This is a genomic window from Granulicella sp. L56 (assembly GCF_009765835.1).
Lineage (GTDB): Bacteria > Acidobacteriota > Terriglobia > Terriglobales > Acidobacteriaceae > Edaphobacter.
This window is the reverse complement of record NZ_LMUS01000006.1, coordinates 23905-37202: the sequence shown is the minus strand read 5'-3', so window position 1 is coordinate 37202 and position 13298 is coordinate 23905. Positions and strand designations below refer to the sequence as shown.

Annotated in this window: 6 protein-coding genes; 2 read left to right on the top strand and 4 right to left on the bottom strand. The window is 55.5% G+C overall.

Going from position 1 to position 13298, the window contains the following annotated elements:
• Positions 1-41: 41 nt before the first annotated feature.
• From GSQ81_RS08000 to GSQ81_RS07990, 3 genes are all read right to left on the bottom strand, one after another.
• Positions 42-3137, bottom strand: coding sequence for an efflux RND transporter permease subunit (locus GSQ81_RS08000; protein WP_158910264.1), 3096 nt, complete (start codon positions 3135-3137; stop codon positions 42-44).
• Complete coding sequence (locus GSQ81_RS07995; RefSeq protein WP_158910263.1) at positions 3137-4279, bottom strand: efflux RND transporter periplasmic adaptor subunit; 1143 nt, start codon at positions 4277-4279, stop codon at positions 3137-3139. The genes GSQ81_RS08000 and GSQ81_RS07995 overlap by 1 nt, the downstream gene beginning before the upstream one ends.
• A 155-nt stretch (positions 4280-4434) precedes the next feature.
• Complete coding sequence (locus GSQ81_RS07990; protein ID WP_158910262.1) at positions 4435-5790, bottom strand: TolC family protein; 1356 nt, start codon at positions 5788-5790, stop codon at positions 4435-4437.
• A 686-nt stretch (positions 5791-6476) separates the two neighbouring features.
• Here GSQ81_RS07990 and GSQ81_RS07985 point away from each other — a divergent pair.
• Both GSQ81_RS07985 and GSQ81_RS07980 read left to right on the top strand, forming a co-directional pair.
• Positions 6477-10067: a TonB-dependent receptor gene (locus GSQ81_RS07985; RefSeq protein WP_158910261.1), complete on the top strand. Its 3591-nt coding sequence runs from the start codon at positions 6477-6479 to the stop codon at positions 10065-10067.
• 96 nt (positions 10068-10163) lie between these two features.
• Positions 10164-12170: a glycoside hydrolase family 97 protein gene (locus GSQ81_RS07980; RefSeq protein WP_158910260.1), complete on the top strand. Its 2007-nt coding sequence runs from the start codon at positions 10164-10166 to the stop codon at positions 12168-12170.
• 22 nt (positions 12171-12192) lie between these two features.
• On the opposite strand, the gene GSQ81_RS07975 is transcribed toward GSQ81_RS07980, so the two are convergent.
• Positions 12193-13287 (bottom strand): LacI family DNA-binding transcriptional regulator, encoded by a 1095-nt coding sequence (locus GSQ81_RS07975; RefSeq protein ID WP_158910259.1) that lies wholly within the window; start codon positions 13285-13287, stop codon positions 12193-12195.
• Positions 13288-13298: the final 11 nt, after the last annotated feature.

Sequence of the window (13298 nt, the reverse complement as noted above, 5' to 3'; positions counted from 1 at the left end):
AACTAACTATAGGAGGCCTGCGGTCCATGATCGCTGGCCTCTTATGCTTTGTAGAGCTTATCCCTCGTAAGCAGGTAGTAGATCACCGGAGTGACAATCAGGCTCAAGACCATCGAAATACTAAGTCCGCCGATCACAGCAATAGCAAGCGGCTGAAGCATCTGCGATCCGGAGCCGAGCGCAAACGCGAGTGGCAACATGCCGCAGATCGCCGCACATGCGGTCATAAGGATGGGACGCAGACGCCGTTGCGCAGCACTCATCATGGCTTCACCAGCGGAGGCGCCTTCATAGCGGTATCGTTCATCCGCATCGAGGAGCAGAATGCCGTTCTTTGCCACGATGCCAATGACCATAATGAGTCCCATAAACGACGCAACGTTGAAGGTCGTACCGGTAACAAGCAGTGCAAAGACCACACCTGCAATGGAAAGTACAGACGAAGTGAGAATGGCAACCGGCGCGGAAAAGTTGCGGAACTCAGCCAGCAGCACGCCGAAGACAAGTGCCAGAGATAAGAGGAGAACCCGCAGTAGCTCATGGAAGGATTGCTGTTGCTCCTGATAAGTTCCGCCGTATTCAACTCTTATCGAGGGAGGCAGGTGCATTGCATTGACCCTACGTTGAACCTCAGCGATTGCGGTTCCAAGATCGGAGCCTTCAAGCCTCGCCGTGACTGTAATGAGCTGCTGAAGGTTCTCGCGCTTGATTTCGTTCTGTGGAGGCAGTTGGGTCACCTGAGCCAGGGCTCCCAGTGTCGCCAGCTTGCCGGTCGAGCTGTTGAATACTGTGTTCTCAATGGTGTCCAAAGACCGCCGCGTCTCGTCTCCCAGGCGGACGCGAATGGTGTAGGGCCTCCCATTCGCAATCAGCGGATCGGTTGTAGTCACACCGTCCAGAATCGAGGTTGCGTCCTCGGCAATTTCTGAAGGCGTGAATCCCATTCGCCCAGCAACCACAGGATCGATCTGAAAGTTGGTTGCAGGGCCGCTAATCGTATTGTCAATTCCGTTCTCGACGTCGACGACGCCATTGATCTTGCTAATGGCATCCCCGATGCGGGGGCCGAGGTCAGCCAGCAACGCGGGATCGTTGGCAAAGACTTTGATCTGAATTGGCTCTGGCGCATTCGACAGATCTCCGATCATGTCCTGGAGAACTTGCGTGAACTCCACATCCAGCTCCGGCTCAGTTTTTCGAATCTGGCTGCGCGCTTCTTTAATGACTTCATCGATGCCCCGGCGGCGCTTGCTTTTCAGCTTCACCGTAATGTCCCCGGTGTTGGCTTCCGTGACCGCTGCCAGTCCCATTTGCAGGCCGGTTCGTCGCGACGTGCTCTCGACCTCGGGGATGCTGTGAAGGATGTGGTCCACATGCTCCAGTACACGGTTGGTTTCAGAGAGCGAGCTGCCCGCCGGCATAATGTAATCGAGAATAAATCCGCCTTCGTCCATCTCCGGCAGAAGATCCGATCCAAGTGCGTGATAGGAAAACCAGCTTCCGGCGATCAAAAGCGCGCAGAGCCCCAGAAGCATCAATGGGCGACGAAGTGACCAACCCAGAACGCGTTCATGCCAATGCAGCACTGTGCGCATGACACGCCCATGATCTTCCTGCGATTTGCTCGCTGTACCCTTGTTCTCGCGCAGGAAAATAAGACTGAGCACAGGAGTCCAGGTAACAGCAAGAAGCAGCGAGGTCAGTAGCGCGATTGTCATCGTGATGGCAAGCGCGCGGAAGAAACTTCCGGTGACCCCTGTGACCGAGATAAGCGGCAAGAAGACGACGACGGGCGTGATGGTCGATCCGACAAGAGGCGCGGCAATCTCGCGTAGCGCTAAACGGACTGCATGGACGCGGGTCTCACCCTTATCTCGATGCAGGACGATGTTCTCGACGACCACAATCGCATCGTCGATGACCAGGCCGATCGCAGCCGTAAGGCCGCCGAGAGTCATCAGGTTGAAGCTCTCTCCAATTGTCCACAGGAGAAGGATGGTGAGAGCTACCGTTACAGGAATGACCAGGCCGGCGACAATCGATGAAGTCCAGTCGCCAAGAAACAGAAACAAGATGACGCATGCCAGGATAAGGCCAATAAGTATGGCGTCGCGGACGCTCCGAATGCTTTCGCGCACAAGCTCCGACTGATCATAGTAGGGTTCGAATCGCACGCCCGCGGGAAGCGCCTTGCGGAGCTGTTGAACCTGCGCCGCAACAGCATCGGCTACAGCTACCGTATTGCTGGAGGGCTGACGGGCTACGTTTAGAAGAACTGCCGGATGGCCGTTCGCTGTGACTGCGGTATAGGTGGGCAGGACTCCAGGTTGAACCGTTGCTACGTCTGAGATGCGGACGGCCGTGCCACCTGTCGTTGTCTTCACAACCAGATGGCCAAGCTGTTCGGCGTCGTGCGCCTGCGCTCCAACAAGGCCGAGGATCAACTGGTGATTTGCTTCATAAAGTCCCGGAGAGTCAACAATGTTCGACGCCTGTACCGAATTCACGAGATCGAGAATCGTCACACCGGCTGTCTGCATACGCGCCATATTGGGCACGATATGGAACTCAGGTATCTGGCCGCCTTGCACAGTGATTGTGCTTACACCTGCCACCCGGTTCAGAGGCGGCTTGAGTTGATAGGTCGCCAGTTCCCAAAGCTGTGTTTGCGAAAGCCGGTCTGACGTGAGGCTGTAACCAAGAATTGGAAAAGTGGCGAATGTAAGCCGGTTCGTGGTGATAGTTGCGGTATTCGGAAGAGTCGGCCGCACTTTGCTGATAGCTGCGTCCACCAGTGGAAGCGTTCGATACATGTCAACGTTCCAACTGAAGAACAGACTGATTTCAGCCGATCCGCGGCTTGTTGTGGAGCGCACCGTGACCAGACCGGGAACCGCATTGATTGCGTCTTCAATCGGCTTGGTGATCGTCACCTGCATCTGTTCGACCGGCATCACGCCGTTGTCTACGCCGATCACCACGCGCGGGAAGTTAGTCTCGGGAAAAACTGAGAGCGGGGTTTGTTTGGCTGCATAGATACCGGCAAGCGAGAGGACGATGAGGAAGAAACAAATCGGACCTCGATAACGAACAAGCCAAAAGGTATTTTCTGTGCGGAGGGGCAAAGCCTGTTCCATCACTTCGTCTCTCCCTCTGCCTTGTCGTCATCTCCAGCTTTACCGATCTTCACCTTCGTACCATCGTCCAGGCCGTAAGCACCTGTCGTGATGACAGTCTCCGATCCATTCAATCCTTGCGCTATCTGAACATCATCCCCATCGCTGATTCCCAACTGTACAACTCGTCTGTGAGCAACACCATCTGCACCCATCACCATGACGGATTTTGAATCATCCTGAGCCGTAAGCACTGCCGACAATGGCACCTTGATTGCGTTGACCGCTGTCCTTCCCTTGATCGAAGCTCTTGCCGAGGTGCCGGCCTTGTACCTTCCAGTGCTATTGTCGACACGGATCCATACCTCCACCGTTGTGCTTCCCGGGTCGAGCGCAGGGCTGATAAGGGAGATCTTTGCGGGAACTGGATCATCCACTCCGGGAACCATAACCGAAGCTTCATCTCCAACCTTCAGTCGCTGTGCAAGCGTCTGTGATAGATGGACCTTTGCAAGCAGGAAGGATGTATCCATCACAGTGATAAGTGGACTTCCAGAGTTAGCGGTTTCACCCGGAAAGAGCGGGCGATCTGTAACGACTCCTGTGATTGGACTCCGAACCTCGGAATACCCGACCTGGGCTTCTGACGCAAGGTATTTCCCTTTGGCGGAAGCGAGTTGTCCCTGCGCCTGCTGAAGCATCGCTGCTCGACTCACCGCTTTCAAAGAATCCAAATGGTTTCGTGCGATGTCATATGTTGCTTGTGTCTGCACGAGAGCGGCCGCCGCCGTATCATAGTCTCTTCCGGCGATTGCGCCTTCTGCAAAAAGTTTTTGTCTTGCGGATACAATCTGACGTTGCAATTCAAGCTGCGCCTTTGCCTGCGCCACGTCCAGTTCGGCCTTGCGATAATCTTCCTGAGCTTGCGCCTTCGTTTGCATATCGAAAGCCGCCTGCGCCGCCGAATATTGCCCTTTGCTGTCGAGCGCCTGGGCCGCTAGATCATGATTCTCAAGCACCGCGAGCAGTTGCCCTGCCTTCACCTTCGAGCCTCGCTGGACATAGAAGGCACGGACCGGGGCTGTAATCTTCGGAGAGATAGCCGCCTGGGCGAGCGGTGACAGAACCGCATCGGACATAATCTGCTCGGATATCGTTCCCATCTCTGGACGCGCTGCCTGCACCGTCACAAGCGCCGTCACATCAGCGGTAGTGGACTTTTTGCATGCCTGCGTAAACAGAACACAGATAAATATGCCCGTAAACGGTATTCCATATCTGCGGCTTATTGATTGTCGAAAAGAGATCAAGTTTGCGCTCACAATGCTCCCGTCAGTATTTGCAGTCCCGCCAAGGCAGTCTGGTAGCGAACGATGCCATCCGCTTGCGCAGTCTCTGCGGAAAGATATGAATTCTGAGCGTCTACGACTTCAAGCGCAGTTGATTCGCCATTCGAATAACGCAGCTTTGTCAGTCTTAGACTCTCTGCTGCCGTTTGAACGCTCTCGTCAAGGAGGTCCCTCTGATTTTGCGATTCTGCGGCCTCGTCGTAAGCCTCATCCAGCGTTGCAATGAACCTCCTCTGGGATGCCGTTAGCGCGACTTTTGCGACATCGCGGCGAATCTCGCTCTGCTTCACGCGTTTCTGGGTTGAGAACCAGTCCCATACCGGAATGTCGAGCGTCCCGCTGATGGAATAACCCAGATTCCGCACGTCGTCGGGGCCGCGTTTCGCAAACTGCGGCGCATCGATGCCGTAGCTTAAGTTCAACGCAAGATCAGGCAAATAGGCCGCCCTGGCTGAAGTAACTTGCGCATTGCTGGCCTGCACATCGGCCAGCGCGCTCCGAATCTCAGGATTGCTGGTCGAAGCAAGTCTGTTCACTTCATCTCTCGTTGGGAGTTGTGCTGCGGCTCCGGGCGCTTCTGTGGAGTAGGGGTTCCGCGGATCAGGAAAGAGAAGTACGGCAAGTTCTAGCCGTGCCTTTTCCGCCGCTAAGGTAGCGTCGCTGAGGTCACGTTGACGCTGCTGTTGCTGCAACTGTGCCTTGACTACATCGGCGTGCGCGACCTCCCGCGCCACTTCGCGTTTCTGCGTCAGATCGGTGAACGTTTGTGCTTCCTGGAAGGCTTCCGCAACCAGGTGCTGTTTCATTTCGGAAGCCGATACTGAATAGTACAGGCTGACAACAGCCGCGATGAGTCCACGCCGTGCTATTTCCAGTTCTGCGGAAGAGCGTGCTGCATTTGCAGAAGCGATGCGAGCGTCTGCGAATTGCTTCAGCCCAACGGTCTCGTTGATCGATGCCTGGCTGGTGTATTCGTGAACTGCATTGTTCGCAATGAAAACTGGAGATGATTGCACCCCAACCTGTCCGCCTTGATTCGTCTGCCCGTAAGGCTGCGTATAAAGCACCTGGTTGTGATACGTGACGGAGGGCAACAGAGCAGCTTTTGCAAGATAACGATCAATGGTTGCCGATTTCTGCGCCGCCACCGCGTTAGCGAAAGAGGGTTCATTCTGCTGGGCTCGGCGGATCGCTTCGTCCAGCGAGATCGCCACTGTTGCGTTGGCAGGCGCTACCTCCTGCGCGGCTGCTTGAATGACGCCGGTGCCAAGGAAGATAACAACGATCACAGCAAAGATAAGCAGCTTTCGATTAGGCCGGCCCATATACCGCAGGCTAGACGTACAACCTTAAGCCTCACTGAAATGCGTAGAAAGAAATGCGGCGCATGGAATGGCTGCATTCATGTTCTGGACCTGAGCGAGGCGCTCCGACGATCATTGCCAGCAATTGTCATTGACCTGCTCACGTCTTCGCTGCAGAACTCCAAAGGGCTTGTAGACAAGCTTGCACTGATAACGGTAACGTACACACGGTAACGATTGCTATTCGCACCTATTTATGATGTCCAATCAGGAGAATAGGGAGGACCTTATCCCGCAGGAGTGACTGAATAAGCGGATGACGGCAACGATTGTTAATGCGTTACGTCTAGCTCTGCGCCAGAGACGTAGAAACGAGTGCAAAGAGGCAGAAAGCGAATGCATACGATGGAGCCATTCAGTCAATACATGAAGTCTATTCGTCCGAATGGTATGCGCAGTGATGGCGTCGGATGTTATCGGTTTGTCGTTTGCTTCGGGCATATCCAACGAAGAACGATTGATGCGCCTCCCCTGAATCATCATCGAAATTGCTCTTGACAACCCGTGGTGGCAAAGCTTACCGTTTGGTTCCGGTAACGTACACAATAAAAATGACTCGACTCAACCTGACACCTTGCGCCCTCCTCGTCGAAAACGAATGGACTCCTGGCCCTTCAGGTGGACCGTTCGAGGGAAAGAGGTAAAAGATGCTGAACACACTACGGAGGAAGTTGTCCCAAGCTGCTTTAATCTTCACGCTCGTGGCGTTGGCGGTGCAATGCGTGTTCCCGGTAAGCTGCTTTGGCCAGGCGGACCAAGGAGCAATCACCGGATACATCAAGGACACCACGGGAGCTGCGATTCCAAACGCAGATGTTACGGTGACCAACCTTGATACCGGCCTGAGGCTCCATGCGAATACGAACGGCGCTGGCGTGTATGTCATTGCTCCGGTAAAGATCGGCAACTACAGTGTCTCGGCCACAGCGAGCGGCTTTGCAACCGTAACCGACAGCAATGTGCGTGTCGACATCCAGACACGCGTCGCGGTGAACCTTGCGCTCAAGCCAGGTACGGTGTCGGAGACGGTGACGGTAAGTACAGTTGCGCCCTTGTTGCAGACGGGCGACGGCTCGGTACAGCAGGTCTTCAGCGCGCACACGATCGATAACACTCCGTTGAACGGGCGCAACTTTGTCTACATTACGCAATTGACGGCAGGTGTGGCTCCTCCGTTCGGCAATACGCGCGGATCGGGAAGTGGGGATTTTGTGGCGAACGGCCAGCGTGCCGAACAGAACAACTTCATCCTCGATGGTGTCGACAACAATACCAATCTCGTCGACTTCCTCAATGGTCAGAGCTATGTGGTGCGGCCTCCGCCCGATGCTCTTGCCGAGTTCGCAGTGCAGACCAGCAGCTTCAGCGCGGAGTTCGGACACTCCGCTGGTGCGGTCGTGAACGCCAGCATCAAGTCCGGGACGAACCAGATCCACGGCAGCGTGTGGGAGTATCTCCGCAACACGAAGCTGGATGCGAAGAACTGGAATGCGCTCACGATTCCGGCATATCACGAGAATCAGTTTGGTGGGACACTGGGTTTCCCATTTCTCAAGAACCACCTCTTCTACTTCGGTGATATTGAGGCCAATCGAATCGCGTATAGCAATACCGGAACCTACACGGTTCCGACGCCGTTGATGCGCCAGGGGAACTTTACCGAGCTGTTGGACGCTAATCTGAACGGATCGAAGGTTCAGCTTTACCAGCCGAACTCAGGCGGCGGGGCGGGCAACGAACTCGTCTGCAATGGGCAGAATAATGTGATGTGCCCCGGCCAGATTAATGCGGTCGCGAAGGGAATTCTGAATCTTTACCCGTTGCCGAATGCGAATGGATGGTCAGCGGGCCAACAGAGTGGAGGGAAGACGACGAATAACTACATCGTGAACTCGCCCACTCATAACAACACCATCCAATGGGATCAGCGTATCGATTGGAACATCAGCTCGATGGATCAGGCGTATGCGCGATACAGCTACAACCACGTCATCACGGTCAACACGCCGCCGCTCGGCCCGATACTCGACGGCAGTGGCTATGGCGGGGAGTACGATGTCGATCTTGCACAGAACTTCATGTTCAGCGAGACGCATTTTTTCACGCCTGGCTTCTCCAACGAGTTTCGGTTCAGTTTCAATGCAGGACGGTTCTCCTTCCTGCAGCCGAACGCAAATGTGAATTTAGCGCCGACTCTTGGACTGGGCGGGATTCCGTTCACCCCCAACGAAGGCGGACTTCCTTTAGGCATCGTCTATGGTTTGAGCAACTGGGGATCGCAGGGGACCTCGAATGAATCGCAGAACGTCTACCAGATTCTCGACAATGTCTCGAAGACGGTCGGACGGCACAGTCTGCGGGCGGGCGTTTCATTACAGGCGATTCGCTTCTTCTATCGCTATGCGCCTTCGTCTTTGGGCAACTACTACTTTACGGGCGTGTTCACTGGACAGCCTGGAACCGCAAATACAGGAGCGGGTACCGCGGACTTTCTTGCCGACCAGATGGACACCTCGGCGCTTTCTACAGCTCCGAATGTGAACGATGCACAGTGGTACGACGCCGCGTATTTTCAGGATGACTGGAAGGTCACGCCGCGCCTGACGCTGAACCTGGGACTTCGTTATGAGTACTATCAACCCTACAAGGAAAATTCTCACAGCCAGGAGAACTTCGTTCCCGGCAACCTCGGCTTTGGGACCGGCAGTGGAACGCTGGTGTTTCCGAAGCAGCTTGAGGGCAAGCTGGATCTTGGTACGAAATATCCTGGCATCCTCGCCCAGGACAATATTGGCATCTCGTATAGCAACAATGAACGTCTGGCAACCGCGCAGTTGACCGACTTTGCTCCACGGCTGGGGATTGCCTATCAGCTCGATCCGAAGACGGCCCTCCGTGCGGGTTTCGGTCTCTTCTATGGCGGTCTGGAGAGTCAGGGCGGCAGCAATCTGGGCGATAACTTTCCCTTCCGCGGTCAGTTGAATGTGGTGTACCAGGGCTGCTCGCCGGGCAATTGCCAATCGAACGGCATCACGCTGGAGAGTGGAGAGTCCGCTGAGTTTGCCTCTGGATTCCTCAATGCCGTTTCGCGGCCGGGTGTTCATGCGATCGATTCGAATATACGGACGGCGTATACCGAAAATTACAACCTTTCGTTTCAACGGCAGATGACGCAGAGCATGGCGGCAACGATCAGCTACGTCGGCAATGAGTCGCGGCATCTTTCGACGTACTACGATCCCAATACGGTGCGTGGGCTGTATGCTCCGGGCACAAACACCCAGCTCTATCAACCGTTTCCTGATCTCAGCGGTATCGGGACCATTCACTTCGGGGGCGTGAGCACCTACAACTCTCTTCAGACCAAGGTGGAGAAGCGGCTCTCGAACGGCCTCAGCTTTCTCACGACCTATACCTGGGCGCATGCGCTGGATGACACCAGCTCTGCGGGCGGACTGTCGACTGCAATCGGCGACCGCAACATGGTTCTGATTCCGTTCATCGACGAGTTCACCAATTCGGTATACGACGTGCGCAATCGCTTCACGCTGAACGGCAACTATCAGCTTCCCTTCGGTGTAGGGCGCGAGCATCTCGATCGCCCCGGTGTTTTGAATGAACTCGCTGGCGGCTGGTCTGCAAGCGCGACCTGGGTCGCACAGAGCGGCACGCCGTTTACGGCACAGCAAACGCAATCAACGGCAGCGGGAGGTAGCGCTCGTCCGTTCCAGGTGGGCGATCCGTATGCGATTGGCGGAACGCCCGACGTGGCCAACAACCCCAGTCTGGCTGGCTATACCTGCCCGACGCAGACGCGGACAAGGGAGAACTGGTTCAACCCTTGTTCCTTTGCTAATCCGCTTCCGGGATATCAAATCTGCAATGTTGGCCAGCCGGTCGGCTCTACGAATCCCAATGCGCCTGGTCCGTGCCAGTATGCGGCGCCGGTGACTGACGAAGCTACAGCAATCAAACTACTCGGCGGCAAACAGAATACGATGTACGGGCCGGGCTACTATGGTGTCAACATGTCGATCTTCAAAAACTTCACGACATGGAGAGAACAATATCTACAGTTCCGGGCGGACGGCTTCAACGTGCTCAACCATCCCACGCTGGCAAACCCGGCCAACACAACCATCAACACGCAGGCAGGACTGATTACCGGGCCAAAGACCTTCCAGAACAATACGCTCGATGCGCGGTTCTTCCAGCTTGCTCTTCGTTATCACTTCTGATGTATCTCCCTGTCGCGGCTTCAAAAGACGAGACAGGGAATTGACTCCGACTTTTTCGAAGCTCTAACGCACCTCCAGTCGAGGTGAAAGGAAGACATGTTGAAGACGAGCCTTGTGATTGCTGCCGCTTTTGCGTTTACCTGCACTGGATCTTGTTTCGCACAGAACGGGCAGCCATCGCCCACAACGCTGACCTCACCAGATCATCAGATTCTGGTTCAGTTCATGACCAGATCGGACAAGACCTCTACTGCGGGTGATGGCAGGCTGGTGTACTCCGTTCAGTTTCACGGCAAGCCGGTGCTCGATGAGTCTGGACTTTCGTTGCAATTGGGCGATCTTCCGGCGTTGGGATCGAAGGTGCATATTACGGGCAGCGATCCCGGACAGGGCGTGGACGACTATGTTTTGCAGAATCAGAAGATCAGTAAGGTCCACGATGTCTACAACAGCGTCGTTGTTCATGCGGTTGAAAGCGGTGCGGCGGCTCGTGGCATCGATATTGAGGCACGCGCCTACAACAGCGGCATCGCCTTTCGCTATCTCCTTCCTTCGCAGGGCGGGAATAATCAATTTCATCTGCGGCAGGAAGATACGGAGTTTCGTCTTACTACCGATGCAACCGACTGGCTGCTTGCGTTGCCAAGCTACCGCAGCAGCTACGAGAGCGAATATGTAAAGCTGCCCACCTCGGCGTTGAGCAACCAGGGCGGCGTATCCAGCAAATTTCTGATCGGCCTTCCTCTGCTGATGCACGAGCCTGGCGTGGCTTGGTTGTCGTTGACGGAGGCGGATCTCGAAGGCAACAGCTCGATGTATGTTACGAATCCCTCGGGAAACTGGGCAGGGCACTGGCTGGTATCGGAGATAGCTCCGAGTGTGGATCACCCCGAGTATGCGGTAGAAGGTACACTCCCGCACCACTCCGCATGGCGGGTGTTGGCGATCGCTGACGATCCAGGACGACTGGTCGAGTCGACCCTGCAGTACGATCTGAATCCACCGAGTCGGGTTGAAGACACAAGCTGGATTCATCCAGGCAACGCCTCTTGGAACTGGTGGGTGAACGACGTCGACGAAAATGGCACGCCTGCTTTTACGACGGCGAACATGAAGCATTATGTCGATTTCGCAGCGAAGTCCGGCTTCCGATACATGATGCTCGATGCAGGCTGGTCAGGCCGCGACATCACACAGTTGAACGGGAAGATCGACGTTCCGGAGCTTGTGCGTTATGCAGCGACAAAGAATGTAAAGGTGTGGATCTGGTGCTACTCCGAATCGGTGATGAAGCAGATGAACGAGGCGTTTCCTCTTTATGAGAAATGGGGCGTTGCGGGCATCAAGATTGACTTCATCAATCGTGACGATCAGACCGGCATCAAGTTTTATTACGATGTTGCGCGGACAGCCGCAGAGCATCACCTGATGGTGGATTTTCATGGCACGCGCACACCATGGGGACTTGAACGGACTTATCCCAATGTGATGAGCTACGAGGGTGTTCTGGGAATGGAGAACAACAAGGTTGGCCGTCGCGATAGCCCGGTGGATCGCACGGTCTTCGCCTTTACCCGTCTGCTCGCCGGGCCGATGGACTATACGCCTGGCGGTTTCAATAACGCGACCGAAGATGGTTATATCGCGCAAAATACCAATCCCATGGTGATGGGTACGCGCGCACAGCAGCTTGCATTATACGTTGTCTTTCAGACGCCGATTCAGATGGTCTCCGACAGTCCTCAGATGTATGCAGGCCAGCCAGCTTTTCAATTCATCAAGGATGTGCCTGCATCGTGGGACAGCACTCATGTACTCAATGGAACGCCGGGCGAGTTCATGACGATTGCGCGACAGCATGACAATGAGTGGTATCTGGGCAGCATCACCAACTGGACGCAAAGAACGCTGCAGGTGCCGCTCAGCTTTCTGGGCGCTGGACAGTATACGGCGGAGATCTACGCAGACGGGGCCGATGCGGATACGAACCCAAAGCATGTCGCTATTCGCAAGGAAACCGTGCGCAAGGGACAGACGCTTACCTTGAAACTGGCCGCGGGCGGCGGATGCGCGATTCGCTTCGTTCCTCTGCGGGCACACTGACGATGCATGTGCGCTGTCTGTACTAGACGGCGCGCAGTTCCGTCTCCAGCTCTTCGTCGGTATCGATGATGTGGCTGGAGAACAGCGGAAGATTGCTGCGGAAGACTACATGTGGCGGAAGGCGCACCGCCGTATGCGAGGTAGTCTCCTTCATGAGATAGGCGACGAGATTTTCAAAGGCGATTTTGCCCTGTGTATATGGACGCTGATACATGGTGGCGAGAACTTTGCCGAACTCAATCAATGGAACCAGTTGCTGAAAGAGGTCCGTCGTGACGACCTGAGTTTTGCCGAGCAGGTTGAGCTCGTCGAGTGCCTTCAGCACTGGCATGCTGTTCGCGGTGCTGAGGTAAAGGCCCTCGGGACGGTCCTTACCCTGCATCAGCGACATTGCCTGCCGGTAAGCTTCCTTAGGGCGCTCATGGCTTTCCAGCGCGGATAGTAGTGTCAGATGAGGCGCCTGCACGGCGAGGGTGGCAGCAAAGCCACGGAGCTTTTCCGCATGGTCGAGCGTGAACAATTCTCCGCTGAAGACGGCCACATTCGCTTTGCGCGTGAGCTTGTGCGCTAGCAACTCGGCTGCTACCGCTCCGCTGATATAGGCATGAACGGCAACGGAACCGACACGTTCGGTATTGGGCGCATCGCTTCCTACGCACATCATCGCTGTGCCGCTCCGCGAGAGCTTGCGAATCAGCGGATCGAACTTACGGGTGTCGCCGGGGAGAAAAATCATGCCGTCATAGCGCTGTCGCAGTGCGTCTTCAATAGCTTCCGCGTCCCCGGAGCCGATGCGCGGATATTCGTGAAACTCAAGATTGATCTGCATGCCAACCATATTGCTGGCAGCGGCGCGAATCCCCTCGCGAAGAGGATCGAAGAAGTGCGAGATGTGTTTCGGAAGGACTACGCCGATGGACAGGCGGCGGTTTAGTTTGAGCGCCTGTGCTGCAAGGTTGGGCTTATATCCAAGCTGATCGGCCATCTGCAGAACGCGGGCCTTGGTGGCCTCGCTCACGCCCGCGCGGCTGTGCAGGGCGCGGTCCACGGTTCCAATGGACACCTTCAGCGCCTTTGCAATGTCCTTGATTCCAGCGTTTCCTGCTCCGTCCAGCATCTTGTCAACCT